The 19,861-nt window shown below is 65.8% G+C and carries 18 protein-coding genes; 1 reads left to right on the forward strand and 17 read right to left on the reverse strand.

Going from position 1 to position 19,861, the window contains the following annotated elements; all coding sequences use genetic code 11:
- Positions 1–212: 212 nt before the first annotated feature.
- From QZM72_RS19535 to ndk, 17 genes are all read right to left on the reverse strand, one after another.
- Positions 213–2,129, reverse strand: coding sequence for a potassium transporter Kup (locus tag QZM72_RS19535; RefSeq protein ID WP_089467566.1), 1,917 nt, complete (start codon positions 2,127–2,129; stop codon positions 213–215).
- A gap of 273 nt (positions 2,130–2,402) precedes the next feature.
- Entirely contained in the window at positions 2,403–2,999 is a 597-nt protein-coding gene (locus QZM72_RS19540; protein ID WP_179233391.1) for a phosphoribosyltransferase, read from the reverse strand.
- 7 nt (positions 3,000–3,006) lie between these two features.
- On the reverse strand, positions 3,007–4,353 hold the full coding sequence (locus QZM72_RS19545) for an adenylosuccinate synthase (protein ID WP_089467567.1): 1,347 nt from the start codon (positions 4,351–4,353) through the stop codon (positions 3,007–3,009).
- A 113-nt stretch (positions 4,354–4,466) separates the two neighbouring features.
- Entirely contained in the window at positions 4,467–5,615 is a 1,149-nt protein-coding gene (locus tag QZM72_RS19550) for an ATP phosphoribosyltransferase regulatory subunit (protein WP_089467568.1), read from the reverse strand.
- Positions 5,616–5,729: 114 nt separating this feature from the next.
- Positions 5,730–5,921 carry a DUF2065 domain-containing protein gene (locus QZM72_RS19555; protein WP_012328623.1) on the reverse strand — a complete coding sequence of 64 codons (192 nt, stop codon included), beginning with the start codon at positions 5,919–5,921 and terminating at the stop codon, positions 5,730–5,732.
- A 36-nt stretch (positions 5,922–5,957) separates the two neighbouring features.
- Positions 5,958–6,857: a protease modulator HflC gene (hflC, locus tag QZM72_RS19560; RefSeq protein ID WP_089467569.1), complete on the reverse strand. Its 900-nt coding sequence runs from the start codon at positions 6,855–6,857 to the stop codon at positions 5,958–5,960.
- 15 nt (positions 6,858–6,872) lie between these two features.
- Complete coding sequence (gene hflK / locus QZM72_RS19565) at positions 6,873–8,219, reverse strand: FtsH protease activity modulator HflK (protein ID WP_089467570.1); 1,347 nt, start codon at positions 8,217–8,219, stop codon at positions 6,873–6,875.
- Between the two features lie 47 nt (positions 8,220–8,266).
- A complete protein-coding gene (gene hflX / locus QZM72_RS19570) occupies positions 8,267–9,439 on the reverse strand; it encodes a GTPase HflX (RefSeq protein WP_256979660.1) in 1,173 nt (390 codons plus the stop codon).
- A gap of 72 nt (positions 9,440–9,511) precedes the next feature.
- On the reverse strand, positions 9,512–9,751 hold the full coding sequence (gene hfq / locus QZM72_RS19575; protein WP_006399927.1) for an RNA chaperone Hfq: 240 nt from the start codon (positions 9,749–9,751) through the stop codon (positions 9,512–9,514).
- A gap of 141 nt (positions 9,752–9,892) precedes the next feature.
- Positions 9,893–11,230: a ribosome biogenesis GTPase Der gene (der, locus tag QZM72_RS19580; RefSeq protein ID WP_089467572.1), complete on the reverse strand. Its 1,338-nt coding sequence runs from the start codon at positions 11,228–11,230 to the stop codon at positions 9,893–9,895.
- Between the two features lie 247 nt (positions 11,231–11,477).
- Positions 11,478–12,623, reverse strand: coding sequence for an outer membrane protein assembly factor BamB (bamB, locus tag QZM72_RS19585; protein ID WP_059645732.1), 1,146 nt, complete (start codon positions 12,621–12,623; stop codon positions 11,478–11,480).
- Between the two features lie 41 nt (positions 12,624–12,664).
- On the reverse strand, positions 12,665–13,294 hold the full coding sequence (locus QZM72_RS19590) for a tetratricopeptide repeat protein (RefSeq protein ID WP_089467573.1): 630 nt from the start codon (positions 13,292–13,294) through the stop codon (positions 12,665–12,667).
- A 58-nt stretch (positions 13,295–13,352) separates the two neighbouring features.
- Positions 13,353–14,693 (reverse strand): histidine--tRNA ligase, encoded by a 1,341-nt coding sequence (gene hisS / locus QZM72_RS19595; protein ID WP_034207440.1) that lies wholly within the window; start codon positions 14,691–14,693, stop codon positions 13,353–13,355.
- Positions 14,694–14,713: 20 nt separating this feature from the next.
- Positions 14,714–16,018 (reverse strand): flavodoxin-dependent (E)-4-hydroxy-3-methylbut-2-enyl-diphosphate synthase, encoded by a 1,305-nt coding sequence (ispG, locus tag QZM72_RS19600; protein WP_027806072.1) that lies wholly within the window; start codon positions 16,016–16,018, stop codon positions 14,714–14,716.
- A gap of 112 nt (positions 16,019–16,130) precedes the next feature.
- Positions 16,131–17,120: a helix-turn-helix domain-containing protein gene (locus tag QZM72_RS19605; protein WP_089467574.1), complete on the reverse strand. Its 990-nt coding sequence runs from the start codon at positions 17,118–17,120 to the stop codon at positions 16,131–16,133.
- Between the two features lie 163 nt (positions 17,121–17,283).
- Positions 17,284–18,423 (reverse strand): 23S rRNA (adenine(2503)-C(2))-methyltransferase RlmN, encoded by a 1,140-nt coding sequence (rlmN, locus tag QZM72_RS19610; RefSeq protein ID WP_050013195.1) that lies wholly within the window; start codon positions 18,421–18,423, stop codon positions 17,284–17,286.
- 55 nt (positions 18,424–18,478) lie between these two features.
- The gene (gene ndk, locus QZM72_RS19615; protein ID WP_006478674.1) at positions 18,479–18,904 is read right to left on the reverse strand and encodes a nucleoside-diphosphate kinase; all 426 of its coding nucleotides are present in this window, start codon (positions 18,902–18,904) and stop codon (positions 18,479–18,481) included.
- A gap of 249 nt (positions 18,905–19,153) precedes the next feature.
- Between ndk and QZM72_RS19620 the strand changes: the two genes are divergently transcribed.
- Positions 19,154–19,852: a Bax inhibitor-1/YccA family protein gene (locus tag QZM72_RS19620; protein WP_006484459.1), complete on the forward strand. Its 699-nt coding sequence runs from the start codon at positions 19,154–19,156 to the stop codon at positions 19,850–19,852.
- Positions 19,853–19,861 lie beyond the last annotated feature (9 nt).

Here is a 19,861-nt window from a genome sequence, read left to right on the forward strand (position 1 = left end):
GTCTCCTGTTCTTCAGCGAGAAAATTCAGGGTGTCATCAAGCATGGCGACGCAGGTTAACAGCCTCCATCACCGTTTACAACACCCAAAACAAAAATGCCGTTCAGTTCTTAACTGAACGGCATTAGCCGAAAGGCGGGTTTTTTATTGCTTCGGCGAAGCGCGCGGCCTGCTCGGCATGGCCGCCGCATGGGGGCGGCCCCACCGCGCCCGTCAGATCTCGATCTTGGTGCCGAGCTCGACGACGCGGTTCGCCGGAATCGAGAAGAAGTCGGTCGGTTTCGCCGCGTTCTGATGCATCCACGCGAACACGCGTTCGCGCCAGATCGACATGCCGGGCAGATGCGTCGGCACCACTGTTTCGCGCGCGAGGAAGAACGAGGTGTCCATCAGTTCGAACGTCATGTCGTGCGTGCGGCCGAATTCCTCGAGCACGGCCTTCACGTCCGGCGTCTCGTTGAAGCCGTACTCGGCCTTGACGATGTACAGGCCGCCACCCGCATCGCGCGAGCTCAGGCGCTTGTCGTCGCGCACGTACGGAATGTCGCGCGTGACGAACGTCAGGAAAATGGTCCGCTCGTGCAGCACCTTGTTGTGCTTCAGGTTGTGCAGCAGGCTGACGGGCACGAGCTTGTCGTTGCCGGTCAGGTAGATCGCGGTGCCCGACACGCGGTGCGGCGGATGCGCGAGCAGCCCCTGCAGGAACGGCTCGAGCGGGATACCGTCGGCCGCCGTGCGTTCCTTGACGATGTGACGCCCCTTGTACCAGGTCATCAGCAGGAAGAACAGCAGCGCGCCGATACCGAGCGGCAGCCAGCCGCCCTGCGCGACCTTCAGCAGGTTCGCGCCGAAAAAGCCGAGGTCGATCGCGAGGAACACCGCAATGATCGCGCCGACCAACAGCCGGTTCCAGTTCCATACCTTGACCATCACGACGCACGCGAGCACGGTCGTGATCACCATCGTCGCCGTCACCGCGATGCCGTACGCGGCCGCGAGGTTGTCCGAACTCTTGAAACCGACGACGATACAGAGGATCACGAACAGCAGCAGCCAGTTCACGACCGGCACGTAGATCTGGCCGATCGCGAGTTCGGACGTATGCAGCACCTTCATGCGCGGCACGTAGCCGAGCTGGATCGCCTGCGACGTCAGCGAATACGCGCCCGAGATCACGGCCTGCGACGCGATCACGGTCGCGACCGTCGACAGCACAACGAGCGGCAGCAGCCCCCATTCGGGCGCCAGCAGGAAGAACGGGTTTTCGATCGCTTTCGGATTCTGGATCAGCAGCGCGCCCTGGCCGAAGTAGTTCAGCACGAGCGACGGCATCACGAGCCCGTACGCGGCGTACCGGATCGGCTTTGCACCGAAGTGGCCCATGTCCGCGTAGAGCGCTTCCGCGCCGGTCAGCACCAGCACGACCGAGCCGAGTACGACGTAGGCCTGCAGCAGGTGGTCGGCCATGAACGACGCCGCGTAATACGGATTGATCGCCGCGATGATGCCCGGCACGCGCATGATGTGGTACACGCCGAGCGCCGCGATCACGACGAACCACAGCACCATGATCGGGCCGAACAGCTTGCCGACCAGTGCGGTACCGTGCCGCTGGATCCAGAACAGCGCGATCAGGATCACGATCGTGATCGGCAGCACGAGATGGGACAGGTGCGGCGTCGCGATCTCGAGACCTTCGACGGCCGACATCACGGAAATCGCCGGCGTGATCACCGCGTCCCCGTAGAACATGCACGCGCCGAATATCCCGAGCGCCATCAGCGCGCCCGCAACCCGGGTTTTGGAGTCCAGCGGCCGCAGCGACAGCGCCATCAGCGCGAGCACACCGCCTTCGCCGTTGTTGTCCGCCCGCATCACGAACAGCAGGTATTTGACGCCGACCACCAGCACGATGGCCCAGAACAGCAGCGAGATCACGCCGAGAATCGACGCTTCGGTCAGCGGAATGCCGTGCGCGGGGCTGAACGCCTCCTTCAGCGCATACAGCGGGCTGGTGCCGATGTCGCCAAACACGACGCCGATGGCTGCTATCGCTAGCGCCCGCATCGAGTGTTGTTGCGTCGAATGCGGCGAATGGGCGGCGTCGGTCGCGTGGGTCGTGTCGTTCATATGAAGCGTAATAATCGGGTCCGGGTCGGACAAAACGAGCGCTATTCTACTCGCGCCCCCGTGAAACGCCGCCCTGCCGTGTTGCCGTGGAACCACGTGATCCACGTGACGCATGCAATCCGACGCGACCTGTGGCAGGGCAGCCATCATAGCCGCGGCCGCGCCCCCTGCCTATCGGGTGCGCACCGCGCACCACGTGGCGCACCGCGCGCGCCAACGAAAAACGGCGCCGCAAGCGGCGCCGTACAAGGCTGTCCTTCGATCGGCCGGCGCTTACGCGTCCGAACCGTCGCGCTGCGCGCGACCGCGCTTGATCCACGCCTCGAGGTTGTGCGGACGAACCGTGTCCCACTCCTCGAACGGCTGATGGATCCACGGATTCGTCGGCAGGAACTGCGTGTGATAGTCGGGCTTGACCTTCGAGCACCCCTTGTACCAGAGCACGGCCGAACGCACGGCCGTGACCGCCGGATAGCGCTCCTTCAGGTGCTCCTGCACGCGCGCGAGCGTGACGCCCGAATCGACGAGATCGTCGACCAGCAGCACGTTGCCCGCGAGATGGCCGCGCGTCATCGTGATGTACTGCGCGATGTCGAGCTCGCCCTGCTCGGTGCCGGCCGCTTCCCGGTACGAACTCGTCGCGAGGATCGCCAGCGGCACGTCATAGATGCGCGACAACTGGTCGCCGACGCGCAGGCCGCCGCGCGCGAGGCACAGGATCTGGTCGAACTTCCAGCCCGAGGCGTGCACCTGAAGCGCGAGCAGTTCGATCAGACGGTGATACTCGTCCCAGCCTACCCACAGGTTCTTGTCGTCGTTGCGCGGATCGGTCATCAAGTCTGCCGCCGTCATCGTGATTTGCTGCGTCATCTGGGTCTTACACCTTGAACGGATGGCGGAGCAGGATCGTTTCGTCGCGGTCCGGGCCCGTCGACACCATGTCGACCGGCACGCCAGCCACTTCCTGGACGCGGGCGAGGTAAGCCTGCGCATTCGCCGGCAGCGCGTCCCACGTATTGATCCCGACGGTGCTTTCCTTCCAGCCCGGGAACGTCTCGTACACCGGCTCGCAACGCGCGACATCGACCGCGCCGCGCGGCAGGATGTCCACGTCCTTGCCGTCGACCTGGTAGCCGACGCACAGCTTGACTTCATCGAGGCCGTCGAGCACGTCGAGCTTGGTCATGCACAGACCCGACACGCCGTTGATCTGGATCGAGCGGCGCAGCGCAGCCGCATCGAGCCAGCCGGTGCGGCGCGGACGGCCGGTGACCGAACCGAATTCCTTGCCGACGTTCGCGAGCGTGACGCCGATCTGGTCCTGGCGCTGCGGGTTGTCCGCATCGTACAGCTCGCTCGGGAACGGGCCCGAGCCGACGCGCGTGCAATACGCCTTCGTGATGCCGAGGATGTAGTTGAGCTTCTGCGGACCGACGCCCGCGCCGGCCGACGCCGCCCCTGCGACGCAGTTGCTCGACGTGACGAACGGATAGGTGCCGTGATCGATGTCGAGCAGCGTGCCTTGCGCGCCTTCGAACAGCAGGTTCTGGCCCGCGTTGTTCGCATCGTACAGGCGGCGCGACACGTCGGCCACCATCGGTTTCAGGCGATCGGCATAGCCAAGCATCGTGTCGAGCGTGGCCTGGAAGTCGACGGCCGCGCCGCCCAGATACTGGGTCAGCACGAAATTGTGGAAATCGAGATTTTCGCGCAGGCGATCGGCGAAGGTCTTCGCGTCGAACAGGTCCTGCACGCGCAGCGCGCGGCGGCCGACCTTGTCTTCGTACGCGGGGCCGATGCCGCGGCCGGTCGTGCCGATCTTGCCGGCGCCCTTGCGCGCTTCGCGCGCCTGGTCGATCGCGATGTGGTACGGCAGGATCAGCGTCGTGGCTTCGGAGATGAACAGACGGTCGCGTACGTTCACGCCGGCTTCTTCGAGCTCGCCGATTTCCTTGAACAGTGCTTCGGGGGACAGGACGACGCCGTTGCCGATGTAGCAGGCGACGCCTTCACGCATGATGCCCGACGGAATGAGGCGCAAGATCGTTTTCTTGCCGCCGATGATGAGGGTGTGGCCGGCGTTGTGACCGCCCTGGAAACGCACGACGCCCTGAGCGTGGTCCGTCAGCCAGTCGACGATCTTGCCCTTGCCTTCATCACCCCATTGCGTTCCCACGACGACGACGTTGCGCCCGGGAGTCACGTTCACTGCGCTGGCAGACATGTTGATTCGTTAGCTGGTTAAAAACGTATTCTACCTATGTTCGCGGGCGTTTCCGAATTTTTCCGTTTCGCTTCAACGATATGCACGCCGAAGCACGGCCCGCGAACACCTCTTTATCGGGGTTCGACCATCCATGCGCCGTTACGCTCGACGAGCGAACGATCGCACGCGAACTCGTCGAGCACGTGGTCGTGGCCCGGCAGCGCCTGGATCACGACTTCGCCCGCATCACGCAGCGCCGCGACGGCCGCGCCCAGCGCGTCGTCCTGTGCCCACGGCGCGAGAATCGCGGTACCGCGCGCCTCGACCGGCGAAATCCGCGCGAGTTCGCGCAGGTCGAGCGAGAAGCCGGTTGCCGGACGGGCGCGGCCATAGGCCTGCCCCACGTGGTCGTAACGGCCGCCGCGCGCGATCGCGTTCGGCACGCCGTCGACGTATGCGGTGAACATCGCGCCGCTGTGGTACGCGTAGCCGCGCAGGTCGGCGAGATCGATCGCGACTTCGACGCCCTTCGCCTGCGACGCGAGCTGCGCCAGATCGTCGAGCGCTCGCGTGATTTCGGGCAGTACCGGCAGGCGCGTACGCGCCTCGGCCAGCACGCTCGCGTCGCCGTAGAGGTTCGGCAGCGCGCGCAGCGCGGCGCGCGTATCGGCGCCGAGATCGTCGGTGAGTTCGTTCAGCAGCGGCACGTCCTTGCCCGACAGCGCGTCGTACAGCGACTCGCCGCGTTCGGCGGCCTGCGCGTCGCGCGCCAGCAGCGCCGCAAGCACGCCCGCGTGACCGAGGTCGAGACGGATGCGCGACAGGCCTGCGAGATGCAGCGCGTCGAGCATCAGTTGCTGGATCTCGAGATCGGCTTCGAGCCCGGCGTGGCCGTAGATTTCGGCGCCGATCTGGATCTGCTCGCGCGTCGCGTGCAGGCCGCGCGGGCGCGTATGCATCACGTGGCCCGCGTAGCAGAGGCGCGTCACGCCCTGACGGTTCAACAGGTGAGCATCGATGCGCGCGACCTGCGGCGTGATGTCCGCGCGCAGGCCGAGCGTGCGGCCCGACAGTTGGTCGACCAGCTTGAAGGTGCGCAGGCGCAGATCGGCGCCGCCGCTCGTCAGCAGCGACTCGAGGTATTCGAGCAGCGGCGGCATCACCATTTCGTAGCCGTACGAGCGGAAGCGGTCGAGCAGCCTGCGGCGCAGCTCCTCGATCTTGCGCGCTTCCGACGGCAGCACGTCGGCGATATTCTCGGGAAGTAACCAGGTCGACATCGGTACGGTCCTACGACGGGAAACGGCGCGCGTCACGCGCGCCGCGAGTTGAATCGGAACTTCGAAATCAGGGCGGAACGAACGGCGGATGCGCCGTCCGGATCGCGGCGCCGGTCAGGTCGCGAGCAACAGCAGCACGAGCCCGAGCACCATCACGATCAGCCCGCCGATCCGGATATGATGCGGCGGCCGTTCCGCTATTCTACGAAACGTGTCACGCCATGCGGACGGAAACACGAAGGGGAATGCGCCCTCGATAATCAGCATCAGCGCTACTGCGAGCAACAACGAGCCAGCCAGGTCCATGCGAGCGACGGCGCCGCTCGACGCGGCGCCCCAAGGTCAATGTTTGCGGGGAGCAGGCGCCGCCGGTGCGGCACCGCCCGTCGGGCTGCGCATGAAGCGGAAGAACTCGCTGTCGGGATCGACGACGATGATGTCGTTGCGCTTGAACGTGTTCCGGTAGGCCTGCAGGCTCGCGTAGAACTGATAGAACTGCGGATCGCGGCCGAACGCGTCGGCGGCGATCGTGGCGGCCTTCGCGTCGCCCTCGCCCTTGATCGTCTGCGCGGACTTGTACGCGTTCGCGAGCACGGCCTGCTGCTCGCGTTCGGCGTCGGCCTTGATCTGCTCGACGTCGGCCGCGCCTTGCGCACGCACCTGGGCCGCCTGATCGCGCAACGCGGCGATCATCCGTTGATAGACGGCTTCCGTCTGCGCGGCAGGCAGGTCGACACGCGTCAGCTGGACGTCGACCACGTCGACGCCGAAAGCGGACGCTTGCGCCTTCGCCGCATCGCGCGCCGCATCGGCGATCGCGCGTTGACTGCCGAGGGCATCGTCGAGCGCGCGCTTGCCGAATGCGTCGCCGAGCGCGCCCTTCAACGCGCCGGACAGCCGTTCGGCCGCAGCCGCCGGGTCGCCGCCCGTCGCGGTGAAATATTTCATCGGATCGCTGATCCGGTACTTCACCGTGTACGCGACGAGCAGGTCGTGCTTGTCTTCGGTCGCCAGTTGCAGCGGATCGGACGATTCGAGCGATTGCAGGCGCGTGTCGATCAGCGTGGCCGTCTGCAGCGGCGGCGGCAGCTTGAAGTGGACGCCGGGCCCCGCGAGCTCCGGCTGCGTGCCGTCGCGACCCGACAGCACGGCTGCATGGCGCGGATCGACGGTGAGGACCGTCGACGAGGCCGCGAAGGCAACGATCACGATTGCGACGACGAGCGCAATGATTCGGTTCATGTTCTGCGTTCCCCGTTACTTCGTATCGTCTTCACGCGAGCGGCTGCGAAACGCTTCGCGCGATCGCAGCACGTCGACACCCGACGCGGTGACGGCCGGTGCGGCGCTCGCCGGTGCGGCTGCGGCCGCCGCCGGCGCCGTGGCCGCCGGTGCCGACGCCGCATCGGGCGCGGACGCGCCGGTCGACGCCGCGGCGTTTTGCCGCCCCTGCTCGACGAGCTTGTCGAGCGGCAGGTACACGACGCTGTTGCCGCCCTTGTTGCCGATGAACACTTTCGTCGCGTTCGAATAGATTTCCTGCATCGTCTCGAGGTACATCCGCTCGCGGATGACCGCGGGCGCCTTCGAGTACTGCGCATAGACCTGCTTGAAGCGGTCCGCGTCGCCCTCGGCTTCCGTGACCACGCGATCGGCATACGCCTTCGCTTCGTCGACGAGCTTCGCCGCATCGCCCTGCGCCTTCGGCAGCAGGTCGCTCGCATACGCCTGCGCGGCGCGCTTCGCGGCCTCGCGCTCGTCGCGCGCCTTCGCGACTTCGGCGTATGCGGCCTGGGTCTGCTCGGGCGCCGCGACGCTCTGCATCGTGACGGCCGTCACCTCGAGCCCCGACTGGTAGCGGTCGAGATCGCGCTGGATCACGGTGGAAAGCTGCTCGCGCAGCGCATCGCGATCCTGATTCAGCATGTCGGCCGCGCTGCGCGTGCCGACGATCGCGCGCACCGCGGCTTGCGCGGCCTGCGACACGCTGCGCTCGGGATCGACGCTGCGGAACAGGTAATCGGTGGCGGAACGAATCCGGTACTGGACGATGAAGCGCACGTCGACGATGTCGGCATCGCGCGTCAGCATCGCGGCTTCCTTCACGTTCGCGAGACGCACGACGTTGTTGCGGCCGATCTCGATCGAGCGGACCTGCGACGTGTCGACGATCTCGTGCGACGCGAACGGATACGGCGCGCGCCAGTGCACGCCCTGGCCGACCGTGCCCGACAGCTTGCCGAGCTGCAGCACGACGCCCGTCTGGCCTTCCTGCACGACGAACAGCCCGCTGCCCGCATACACCGCGACCAGCACGCCGATCACGATCCCGACGCCGACCCGTGCGGCCCGGCCGTTGTCAGGACGAAAGCCGTTGCCGCCCTTGCCGCCGAACAGGCCGCTCAAGCGCCGGTTGAAGTTGCGCCACATCTCGTCGAGATCGGGCGGACCATCGCCGTCGCCGCCTGGCGGGCGCTTCGATTCGTTCGCGCGCGGACGGGATCCGTCCTTGCCATTGCCTTCGCCGCGTCCCCAGCGGGGATCGTTGATCGACAGCAAGGCGCGCATCCGCCGCCAGGTACTCCGCTCGTTGTATTCGTTCACCAGAGTTTGTTCACCAGATTAGACGCCGACGAACCGGCCGGGACCGGTTAGCGCCCGTGTTCGGAAATCGTGTGGTCTTCGTGTGGTTCAGCGGACGTGCCATCGAGCGCGTCGGGTAACGTCGCGCTGGAAAGGTGTTCCGCGGAGGCAATTTCGGCGATGGCGGCACGCAACGTATCGAGACCCTGACCGGTGCGCGCGCTCAAAAAGACGCGCGAAATATTACCATACTCGTCACGCTCGACCGCGTCGCCGCGGGCCGCCAGCTCGGGTACGGCGTCGATCTTGTTGAATACCAGCACCTGGCGGATCGTGTCCGCGCCGATCTCGTGCAGCACGCCGTTGACCTGCTCGATCTGCTCGAGCCTGACCGTGCTCGACGCATCGACCACATGCAGCAGCAGATCCGCGTGGATCGTTTCCTCGAGGGTCGCGCGGAACGCCGCGACGAGCTGGTGAGGCAGTTCGCGAATGAACCCGACCGTATCGGACACGACGATCTGCCCGACTTCGTCGCCGAGGTACACGCGCCGCGACGTCGTATCGAGCGTCGCGAACAACTGGTCGGCCGCGTACGCCTGCGCTTTCGTCAGCGCATTGAACAGCGTCGACTTGCCCGCGTTCGTATAGCCGACGAGCGACACCGACATCGTGCCGCTGCGCGCGCGCTGCCGGCGCTGCGTGCTGTGCTGGCGGCGCAGCCGGTCGAGCCTCGACTTCAGCATCTTGATGCGTTCGCCGATCAGCCGGCGGTCGGTTTCGAGCTGGGTTTCGCCGGGGCCGCGCAGGCCGATACCGCCCTTTTGCCGTTCGAGGTGGGTCCACGCGCGAATGAGCCGGGTCGACAGGTATTGAAGCTGCGCGAGCTCGACCTGCAGCTTGCCTTCGTGGCTGCGGGCGCGCTGCGCGAAGATGTCGAGGATGAGGCTCGTGCGATCGACCACGCGCCTGTTAAGCGCTTGCTCCAGATTACGTTGCTGGGCGGGCGCCAACGCGTGGTTGAAGATGACGATTTCGACGTTGTGCGCGTCGCAGGCAAGCCGCAGTTCTTCGGCTTTGCCGCTGCCGATGAACATCTTGGCATCGGGACTGGCGCGACGACCCGTGAGGGTGACGGCGGGACAGGCCCCCGCACTGGAGGCGAGAAGACTGAGTTCTTCGAGACTGGCTTCGAAATCGGTCTTGCCGAAATCGATGCCGACGAGCGCTGCGTTGATCAAATTATCGGGTGTCAAGATAAGGCGGCTGGCATCGGTCGCTCGCGGCGACCGGATGCCGGCCGCTGCGATAGGTTAGGACGAGGCTTCCGCGTCCGGGTGGAAATTCACCGGGCGCGCCGGCACGACCGTCGAGATGGCGTGCTTGTAAACCATCTGGGTCACCGTATTACGGAGCAACACGACGTACTGGTCGAACGATTCAATGTTCCCTTGAAGCTTGATGCCGTTGACGAGGTAGATCGAAACGGGAACGTGCTCTTTGCGCAGTGCGTTCAAAAACGGGTCTTGTAACAATTGCCCTTTGTTGCTCATGGCGTACTCCATCTTTTTTTGCAGGTTGATCTGGATTGGCGGCGAAGAAAAAGAGATCCGGCGCCAATCGCTACACTATAGCTGATTTTGCCTGCCCCGCCCGGCCACTGGCCATGCGGCCGATGCCTTGCGGGGCGTGCTTCAGCCCTTGTCCGCGTACGGGTTGTTCGACGAACGGAACTCTATGCGCAATGGAGTCCCGGTCAGCGAGAAAGTTTCGCGGAACCGGTTTTCGAGGTAACGCTTGTAGGTCTCCGTCACCGCGTCGAGCGCATTGCCGTGGATCACGATGATCGGCGGATTCTGGCCGCCCTGGTGCGCATAGCGCAGCTTCGGGCGCACCGGGCCGCGACGGCGCGGCTGCTGGAATTCGACGGCCTCGATCAGCGCGCGCGTGAGCTTCGGCGTCGGCAGCTTCGCCATCGCCGCCGCGTACGCGTCATCGACCGAGCGCATCAGCGCGCCGATACCCGTCTTCTTCGCGGCCGAAATGAAGTGCGATTTCGCGAAGTCGAGGAATTTCAGCTTGCGGGTCAAATCCGCTTTCGCGCGGTCGCGCGCGTGATCGTCGAGGCCGTCCCACTTGTTGACGCCGATCACGAGCGCGCGGCCCTGCTCGACGACGAAGCCGGCGATGTGCGCGTCCTGGTCGGAAATGTCCTGCTGCGCATCCAGCAGAAGAATGACGACGTTCGCGTCGGAGATCGACTGCAGCGTCTTCACGACCGAGAACTTCTCGATCGCCTCGAACACCTTGCCGCGGCGTCGCAGGCCGGCCGTGTCGATCAGCGTGTATTTCTTGCCGTTACGCTCGAAGTCGACGTAGATCGAGTCGCGCGTCGTGCCCGGCATGTCGAACGCGATCACGCGGTCTTCGCCGATCAGCGCATTCACGAGCGTCGACTTGCCGACGTTCGGGCGGCCGACGATCGCGATCTTGACGCCGCGCGACGGATCGTCCTCGTCCGCTTCCTCGGGCTGGCCCGCATACGCGACTTCCAGCGCCTCGTTGATCATGTCGGTCACGCCATCGCCGTGCGCGGCCGAGATCGCGCGCGGATCGCCGAGCCCGAGCTCGTAGAAATCCGTCGCGACCGCCGTGTACTTCATCCCCTCGGCCTTGTTGACGACGAGGAAGATCGGCCGGCCGGTCTTGCGCAGGTAGTCGGCGATCGACTTGTCCTGCGGCGCGAGCCCATTGCGGCCGTCGACGATGAACACGACGACGTCGGCTTCCTCGACGGCCTGCCGCGTCTGGCGCGCCATTTCGTGCAGGATGCCGTCCTTCGCGACGGGCTCGAAGCCGCCGGTATCGACGACCAGGTACGGCCGCTCGCCGACGCGTCCTTCGCCGTAATGGCGATCGCGCGTGAGGCCCGGCAAGTCGGCGACCAGCGCATCGCGCGAGCGCGTGAGCCGGTTGAACAGCGTGGATTTCCCCACATTGGGGCGCCCAACGAGGGCAATGACCGGTTTCATCTGTGTTTTCTACGGTGAAGCGCAGCAGCGGGAGGCCCGCTGCTGCGGGCGGCTGCGCTGAATGAAAATATCACGAATTCGGGCCGCGCCGGATGCGTGCGCCCGGCGCGCGTTGCGCGCCGTCGTCTTTCGTCTCGAACTGCCTTTCAAATACCGAGCGGCCGGGAACGCCGGCCGCCTTCAAGTCGCGCGGCCGCGGCGCGCGGGATCTGCCCGCCGCGCCACGGCCGTGCCTGTTTCCTGCGCGTCAGCGCGGGCGGAACCCGTACAGGCCGCCGTCCTTCGTCTGCACGACGAGCGTATTGCCCGCGAGGACCGGCGCCGCCGTGATCGCGCTGCCGTCGGTCTTCATCCGCGCGATGAAGCTGCCGTCTTCGCGCGACAGGAAGTGCACGAAGCCCTTGTAATCGCCCATCACGACCGCGTGCCCGAGCAGGTACGGCACGCCGACGTCACGGCTCTTCAGCTTGTCGTTACGCCAGAGCTGGTTGCCCGTGGCCGCGTCGTACGCGGTGACGACCGACCAGTCGTCGCCGCCGGCAACCACCGAATCGTCCTGCGCGAGGCCGCTGCGGCTCGAGAACGGCTTTTCCCACAGCGGCCGACCCGAATTCGCATCGAAGCAGCCGAGCTGCCCCTGGAACGTCACCGCACAGGTTTCCGCGCCCACGAGCGTCGGCGGGCCGCTGACGTCGTTGATGCGCTCGACCTCGGTCACGCCCTTCGGGAACGACACCGGGGTCTGCCAGAATGGCTCGCCCGTCTGCAGGTTGATCGCGACCAGACCGCCGCCCGGGAAGCCCGCGAGCACGGCCGCGTCGCCGGCGAACGTCATGCCGGCCGACACGCGCAGGTTCAGCGGCACCGCACGGTTGCGGTAGTTCCACTTCTGCTCGCCCGTCTGCGCGTTGAACGCGATCACCTGGCCGTCGATCGTGCGGACGATCACGAGGCCGTTGCCGACGAGCGGCGGCGAGAAGATCTCGCCCTGCACGGTGGTCTTCCACAGCTGCTTGCCGTCCGGGCCCAGCACGAACACGCCGCCCTTCAGCGCACCGACCGCAGTCAGGTTGCCGTCGCTGCCGACGCCGGCCGACAGGTCCGAACCGACCTTCGAGCGCCACAGCGTCTGGCCCGTCTTCGCGTCGATCTTCTCGACCGACCCGTTTTCGCCCGCCGCGTAGACGGCGTCACCCACGGCCACCGGCGAGAACAGGTAGCGTCCGCCCTTGCCGACGCTCGCCTTCCAGACCTGTTGCACGTCCATGACGGGCTTGAACTCGGTGAGCGGCGTCGGCACGCGGCGCGCGTCCTTCGACGACGAGCAAGCCGCCAAAGCGAGGACAGCCGCCGCGCAGGCAACGGGCACAGCGTAACGTTTCAGCAAATTCATCGGATAGCGAAGCAGAGTTAAGAGGTTGAGGGGACCGGGATTCAGCCGCCGAGCGCGTCCAGCTTGAACTGCACGAGCTGGCGCGCGGACTGGTCGTCCTTCGACAGGCCGTCGAGCGCGAGCTTGTAAGCCGCGCGCGCATCGTCGGTCTTGCCTTGCGCGGCAAGCAGATCGCCGCGACGATCGGCCACGAGGCCCTTGAATGCATCGACCGGCGTACCCGAGAGCAGCGCGAGGCCCGCATCGTATGCCTTCTCGTCGAGCAGCAGCGACGCGAGACGCAGCTTCGCGATCTGCTTGTACTCGTCGTCCTTGGCGTGATCGACGGCCCATTGCAGCTGCGCCTTCGCGCCTGCCGCGTCGCCGGCCGCATACAGCGTCTTCGCGGCCGCGAGCGCCGTCATCTGCGCATACGGCGTGCTGCCGAACTTGTCTTCCATGTCCGCAGCCGCGCGGGCCATCGGCGCCTTGTCGTTCGCGGCGGCGGCCTTCTGGACCTGCTCGTACAGCCCGGACGCCTCGGCAGCCTGACGGCGCTGCCAGTAGTTCCAGCCGTTGAAACCGGCCGCGACGACGAGCGCCGCGAGCACGATCCACGTGGTGAGGTTGCCCCAGCGGGCCCACCACGCCTTGAGACTTTCAATCGATTCTTGTTCGTCGTGATAACTCATCGGCGAGCGATTCCTTCTTCCTGTTCAGGCTTTTCTTGTCGAGCGGATGCCAGCGCGATCAGTCGTCGCCGTCTTCGGCGGATGCAACCATCGCATTGATTAGGAATTCGGTCAAGCTTTCGACCGGTACGGTCTGCTGAACGTTCTTTTCCCCTTCCGCACCCGCGCCGCGCAACGCTTTCACGCCCACCGTGCCGTTCGCGACCTCTTCTTCGCCGAAGATCACCGCGAACGCGGCGCCGCTCGCATCGGCCCGCTTCATCTGCGACTTGAAGCTTGCCGGCGCGCCGTCGGCGCTGCAGTGGAAGATCACGTCGAGGCCCGTGTCGCGCAGGCGCTCGGCCGCGATGAACGCCTGTTCGCGCGCGGTCTCGCCCTGGTGCACGACGTACACGTCGACGCCTTCCTGCTCGGGCGCGAGATCCTCTTCCTTCAGCAGTTCGAGGATCCGCTCGATGCCCATCGCCCAGCCGCACGCGGCGGTCGGCTTGCCGCCGAGCTGCTCGATCAGCGGATCGTAGCGACCGCCGGCCGCAACCGTGCCCTGCGCGCCGAGCTTGTCGGTTACCCACTCGAACACGGTCAGGTTGTAATAATCGAGGCCGCGCACGAGACGCGGGTTGATCTTGAACGGAATGTTGTTCGCGAGCAGCAGGCGCTGCAGTCCTTCGAAGTGCGCGCGCGATTCGTCGCCGAGGAAGTCGATCAGCTTCGGCGCGTTCTGCGCGATCTCCTGCAACGCGGGATTCTTCGTGTCGAGCACGCGCAACGGGTTCGTATACAGGCGGCGCTTCGCGTCCTCGTCGAGCACGTCGGCGAACTGCTCGAGGTACTTGATCAGTTCGACGCGGTGCGCGGCGCGCTCCTCGGCGAGGCCGAGCGAATTGATCTCGAGCTTGATGCCGGTCAGGCCGAGGTCGTCCCACAGACGCTGGCACATCATGATGATCTCGGCATCCGCATCGGGACCCGCGAAGCCGAGCGCCTCGACGCCGACCTGGTGGAACTGGCGATAGCGGCCGCGCTGCGGACGCTCGTGACGGAACATCGGGCCGATGTACCACAGGCGTTTCGGGCCGTCGTACAGCATGTTGTGCTCGATCGACGCACGCACGACGGCCGCGGTGTTTTCCGGACGCATCGTCAGGTTCTCGCCGTTCAGCGCGTCGGTGAAGCTGTACATCTCCTTCTCGACGATGTCCGTGACCTCGCCGATGCCGCGCGTGAAGAGCTGCGTGTGTTCGACGATCGGCGTGCGGATGTTCTGGTAGCCGTACGCGCGCAGCAGCGATTTCACGGTAGCTTCGAAGAATTCCCACAGGCCGGCATCCTGCGGAAGGATGTCGTTCATGCCTTTGACGCCGGTGAGCTTCTCGATCTTGCGTTTCTGTTCAGTCATCGTTCGTGTGTGTGGACGAATTAGTTCAGGGCCTCGGTGCGGCCGTAATTGCGCGCGACGTAGTCGCTGACGATCTGCTGGAATTCCTCGGCGATCCGCTCGCCGCGCAGCGTCTTGACCTTCTCGCCGTCGATGAAGACGGGCGCGGCCGGGTTCTCGCCCGAACCCGGCAGGCTGATGCCGATGTTCGCGTGCTTCGATTCGCCCGGGCCGTTGACGATGCAGCCCATCACCGCGACGTTCATCTTTTCGACGCCCGGATATTCCTTGCGCCAGGCCGGCATCTGCTCGCGCAGATACGTCTGGATCTGCATCGCGAGTTCCTGGAACAGCGTGCTCGTCGTGCGGCCGCAGCCCGGGCACGCGATCACCATCGGCGCGAACGAGCGCAGGCCCATCGTCTGCAGGATTTCCTGGCCGACGATCACCTCGCCCGTGCGCGACGCGCCCGGTTCCGGCGTCAGCGAGATGCGGATCGTGTCGCCGATCCCTTCCTGCAGCAGCACACCGAGCGCTGCCGTCGACGCGACGATGCCCTTCGAGCCCATGCCGGCCTCGGTCAGCCCGAGGTGCAGCGCGAAGCCGCAGCGGCGGCCGAGTTCGCGGTACACGGCGATCAGGTCCTGCACGCCGCTGACCTTGCACGACAGCACGATGCGGTCGCGGCCCAGGCCGAGCTCGACCGCGCGTTCGGCCGAGCCGATCGCCGACTGGATCAGCGCCTCGTACATCACGCTCTGCGCGTCCCACGGCTGCGCCCGCGCGCCGTTCTCGTCCATCATGCGCGCAAGCAGGTCCTGGTCGAGACTGCCCCAGTTCACGCCGATCCGCACCGGCTTGTCGTACTTCGCCGCGGCCTCGATCATCTGCGCGAACTGCGTGTCGCGCTTCGCGCCCTGGCCAACGTTGCCGGGGTTGATCCGGTACTTCGACAGCGACTCCGCGCAGCCGGGGTAGTCGCGCAGCAGCAGGTGGCCGTTGTAGTGGAAATCGCCGACGAGCGGCACGGTCACGCCCATCCGGTCGAGCTGCTCGCGAATCGCCGGCACGGCGGCCGCGGCTTCGGGCGTGTTGACCGTGATGCGCACCAGTTCGGAGCCCGCATTCGCGAGTTCCTTGATCTGGATCGCCGTGCCGATCGCATCGGCCGTGTCGGTATTCGTCATCGACTGCACGCGCACCGGCGCGTCACCGCCGATCGTCACGAGTTGCCCGCCCCAGCGGACATCCACCGCATGCGATACGCGGCGCGGCTGATGCCCGCCGAACACCGGCTCGGTTGAACAAATCTGACTGCTGCGTGGGGATTGAGCTTCGGATTGCATCGATAGATCCATTTACGCGGAATGCGCCGCGACGCGGCGCATGAATTGAAAAAGCGCCGTGCCCTCACGGCCTGCCAGTATCGACGGCAAGCCTTCGCCACGGCGCTTGACGTCAGGGCAACGTGAACCGCGCCACGTTACCCCGCGCTGCCGAATATTTTGCCGGATCGACCGGTTTTCCGTCGAACGCAACCGCGTCGAGGCCGGCCTTGTTGCCGATCGTGACCTTGAACGGCCCGTCACCGGCAACCTGCTTCGTTTCGCCGGCGCGCACCAGCGCCGAGAACAGCTCCTTGCCGTTCCTGTCGCGCACGCTGAACCAGCAATCCTGCTTGACCTTCAGTTCGACCATCGACTGGCCTGCCGCCACCACGACGCTCGCGGGCTGGGCCGGCGCGGCCGTGCTCGCCGCTGCCGCTTCCGTCACGGGCTGCGACGCAGCCGCCGTCGCGACCGGAGCCGCCGGCGCCGGGGCAGCCGATGCGGCAGCCGGGGCCGGAACCTCATTCGCCACCGCCGCCGACGCGCCGTTCGTCGCCGCCTCTTCGGCAGACGACGATGCCGCCGACGCGCTCGCAGCGGACGCATGCTCGGCGTCGCCGCCCTTGAAGCGCGCGAGCAGGCTCGACGAATCGCCGCCAGTGTGCCACATCAGTACGGCGACCACCGCGACGACGACGATCCCCGTTCCCCACAGCCACGGATGGTTGCGCGACGAGCCGCCGAGCGGAATCGACACGCGGCCGCGCGGCAGATCCGTGCCCGACGACGCAGGCATCGACAGATCGACTTCCGGCACCCCGCGCTCGCGGCGCAGCGCCTGCGCGAACGGCTCCGGATCGACGCCGAGCATCTTCGCGTAGCTGCGCACGACACCGAGCGCGAACGTCACGCCGGGCAAATGGCTGATGTCGCCGGCCTCGAGCGCCCGGAGTTTTTGCGGTGCGACCTTGAGTCGCGCCGACACGTCGTCGACCGACCAGCCCTTCGTCTCCCGAAGCTGCGCCAGGCGGCTGCCGACCGCCGCCAGCGATTCCAGTCCCGCCGGTGCCGGCTTTGCGGCATTCGTCTCTGCGCCGTTAGACGGCTGCGGCTCACTCATCCTTGTCCTCGCGTCGATTCTTCTTCACTGGCGGCTGCCGCCGGCCCCTGCCGGCCGGCACCCGCAACGGTTCATACCATGCGCGGCGCCGAGGCGCCGCGACCGATCGCTATTCGCGTGTTGCACCGCCAAAGGGTTCGGGCACCCCGGCCAGGTGCCCCCGTCAAACTGCCCGAACTTCGATGATTTTTCCTGCCGCGCCCGTCCGCTCCGCGAGGCGCGTGCGATCCTTCACCGCGCCGGCCAGTTGCCCGCACGCGGCATCGATGTCGTCGCCGCGCGTCTTGCGCACGGTCGTGACGACACCCGCATCGATGAGGATCTGGGCGAAGCGCTTGATCTGCTCCGGCTTCGAGCGGATGAGGCCCGATTCCGGAAACGGATTGAACGGGATCAGGTTGAACTTGCACGGCACGTCACGCGTGACGGCCAGCAGTTCGCGCGCATGCGCTTCGGTATCGTTGACGCCGTCGAGCATGCAGTATTCGAATGTAATGAAGTCGCGCGGCGCGACTTTCAGATAACGCTGGCACGCGGCCATCAGCTCGCGCAGCGGATACTTCTTGTTGAGCGGCACCAGCTCGTCGCGCAGCGCATCGTTCGGCGCATGCAGCGAGACGGCCAGCGCGACCGGCAACTCGGCGCCGAGGCGGTCCATCATCGGCACCACGCCGGACGTCGACAGCGTGACGCGACGGCGCGACAGGCCGTACGCGTTGTCGTCGAGCATCAGCCGCATCGCGGGCACGACCGCGCTGTAATTCAGGAGCGGCTCGCCCATGCCCATCATCACCACGTTGGTGACGACCCGTTCGGCCTTGCCGTTCGGGCCGGGCGCGCGGCCCAGCGACGCTCGCAATGCAAATTCGGCCATCCGGAGCTGGCCGATGATTTCAGCTGTCGACAGGTTGCGGGAGAAGCCCTGCTTGCCCGTCGAACAGAAGCGGCAGTTCACCGCGCACCCGGCCTGCGACGACACGCACAGCGTGCCGCGCGTCTCTTCCGGGATGAACACGGTTTCGACCGCATTGCCGTTTCCGACGTCGATCAGCCACTTGCGCGTACCGTCGGCGGAAACGTGATCGCTGGCGATGTCCGGCATCACGATCGATGCGCGGCCCTTGAGTTTTTCCCTCAGGGACTTCGCGAGATCGGTCATGCCGTCGAAATCGCCGGCGTTGTATTGGTGGATCCAGCGCTGCAACTGCTTGGCGCGGAACGGCTTCTCGCCCAGGCTGCCGCAGTACGCGACAAGACCCTCGGCGTCGAAGTCGAGAAGATTGACGGAAGTTTCGCTCGTCATGATGTGCTGCCTTGCCGCGTGCGCTGAATCCTGCCTACTTGCTGTCAGCCAGGGCTTAACGCGAGTAAACGTTCATTTCCGGGAAGAAGAACGCGATTTCGACCGCTGCCGTTTCCGCAGCGTCCGAGCCGTGCACGGCGTTCGCGTCGATGCTGTCGGCGAAGTCGGCGCGGATCGTGCCCTTTTCCGCCTTCTTCGGATCCGTTGCGCCCATCAGGTCGCGGTTCTTCAGGATCGCGCCTTCGCCTTCCAGAACCTGGATCATCACCGGGCCCGAGATCATGAAATCGACGAGGTCCTTGAAGAACGGACGCGCTGCGTGAACTGCGTAGAACTTCTCTGCGTCGGCACGCGACAGGTGCGCCATGCGCGATGCGACGATCTTCAGGCCGGCGCCTTCGAAACGGCTGTAGATCTGGCCGATCACGTTCTTTGCCACCGCATCCGGCTTGATGATCGACAGGGTGCGCTCGATTGCCATAAAAACTCCAAAAAATTAAGAAGTTACAGGTTCAAATGAATCCGCTATTGTAGCACGATCCCGTGTATCATTGCGATTGAACCCTTACATACGTGAAAGGTTCGAAATCCCTGTGTTTTGTGCCGCCCGGCCATTGAAACCTCCGGGCACGGAACGTATCTTAGCCATAGCTGCTCCGGTTTGCTGCGCCGCACACCGCGTGCGCCGAACCGGCCCCGGACGCTCACGCGTTCAATGTTAGGAGAAACCATGAACGACTATCCGTACAATTTCGGCCGCGGCGGCTCCGTCAGCACCGCCGAGGTTCGCAACCGCGTGCTGCGGAACACGTACTGGCTGCTCGCGCTGTCGATGGTGCCGACCGTGCTGGGCGCCTGGGTCGGCGTCGCGACGGGCTTCTCGCTGTTCGCGGCCACGAGCCCGATGATGAGCCTGCTCGCGTTCTTCGCGATCGCGTTCGGCTTCATGTTCGCGATCGAGCGGACCAAAAACAGCGCGGCCGGCGTGTTCGTGCTGCTCGGCTTCACGTTCTTCATGGGCCTGATGCTGTCGCGGCTGCTGAGCTTCATCCTCGGCTTCTCGAACGGCCCGTCGCTGATCATGCTCGCGTTCGGCGGCACCGGCATCATCTTCGCCACGATGGCGACGATCGCCACCGTCAGCAAGCGCGACTTCTCGGGCCTCGGCAAGTGGCTGTTCATGGGCGTGATCGTGATCCTGCTCGCGTCGGTCGCGAACATCTTCCTGCAACTGCCGGCGCTGATGCTCACCGTGTCGGTGCTCGCGATCGCGATCTTCTCGGCCTACATGCTGTTCGACGTCCAGCGCGTCGTGAACGGCGGCGAGACGAACTACATCTCGGCCACGCTCGCGATCTACCTCGACCTGTACAACGTGTTCACGAACCTGCTCGCGCTGCTCGGCATTTTCGGCGGCAACCGCAACTGACGTTCGGCA

The sequence above is a fragment of the Burkholderia sp. AU45388 genome, assembly GCF_030481585.1.
Taxonomy (GTDB): Bacteria; Pseudomonadota; Gammaproteobacteria; order Burkholderiales; family Burkholderiaceae; genus Burkholderia; species Burkholderia sola.

What these genes read in the sequence shown, in the direction of transcription:
- QZM72_RS19545 (WP_089467567.1), bottom strand. Translation starts at nt 4,353, where the DNA reads ATGTCTGCCAGCGCAGTGAACGTGACTCCCGGGCGCAACGTCGTCGTC.
- bamB (WP_059645732.1), bottom strand. Translation starts at nt 12,623, where the DNA reads ATGAATTTGCTGAAACGTTACGCTGTGCCCGTTGCCTGCGCGGCGGCT.
- QZM72_RS19620 (WP_006484459.1), top strand. Translation starts at nt 19,154, where the DNA reads ATGAACGACTATCCGTACAATTTCGGCCGCGGCGGCTCCGTCAGCACC.
- QZM72_RS19605 (WP_089467574.1), bottom strand. Translation starts at nt 17,120, where the DNA reads ATGAGTGAGCCGCAGCCGTCTAACGGCGCAGAGACGAATGCCGCAAAG.
- QZM72_RS19535 (WP_089467566.1), bottom strand. Translation starts at nt 2,129, where the DNA reads ATGAACGACACGACCCACGCGACCGACGCCGCCCATTCGCCGCATTCG.
- hflC (WP_089467569.1), bottom strand. Translation starts at nt 6,857, where the DNA reads ATGAACCGAATCATTGCGCTCGTCGTCGCAATCGTGATCGTTGCCTTC.
- rlmN (WP_050013195.1), bottom strand. Translation starts at nt 18,423, where the DNA reads ATGACGAGCGAAACTTCCGTCAATCTTCTCGACTTCGACGCCGAGGGT.
- QZM72_RS19590 (WP_089467573.1), bottom strand. Translation starts at nt 13,294, where the DNA reads ATGAGTTATCACGACGAACAAGAATCGATTGAAAGTCTCAAGGCGTGG.
- QZM72_RS19550 (WP_089467568.1), bottom strand. Translation starts at nt 5,615, where the DNA reads ATGTCGACCTGGTTACTTCCCGAGAATATCGCCGACGTGCTGCCGTCG.
- QZM72_RS19555 (WP_012328623.1), bottom strand. Translation starts at nt 5,921, where the DNA reads ATGGACCTGGCTGGCTCGTTGTTGCTCGCAGTAGCGCTGATGCTGATT.
- QZM72_RS19540 (WP_179233391.1), bottom strand. Translation starts at nt 2,999, where the DNA reads ATGACGCAGCAAATCACGATGACGGCGGCAGACTTGATGACCGATCCG.
- ndk (WP_006478674.1), bottom strand. Translation starts at nt 18,904, where the DNA reads ATGGCAATCGAGCGCACCCTGTCGATCATCAAGCCGGATGCGGTGGCA.
- hfq (WP_006399927.1), bottom strand. Translation starts at nt 9,751, where the DNA reads ATGAGCAACAAAGGGCAATTGTTACAAGACCCGTTTTTGAACGCACTG.
- der (WP_089467572.1), bottom strand. Translation starts at nt 11,230, where the DNA reads ATGAAACCGGTCATTGCCCTCGTTGGGCGCCCCAATGTGGGGAAATCC.
- hisS (WP_034207440.1), bottom strand. Translation starts at nt 14,693, where the DNA reads ATGACTGAACAGAAACGCAAGATCGAGAAGCTCACCGGCGTCAAAGGC.
- ispG (WP_027806072.1), bottom strand. Translation starts at nt 16,018, where the DNA reads ATGCAATCCGAAGCTCAATCCCCACGCAGCAGTCAGATTTGTTCAACC.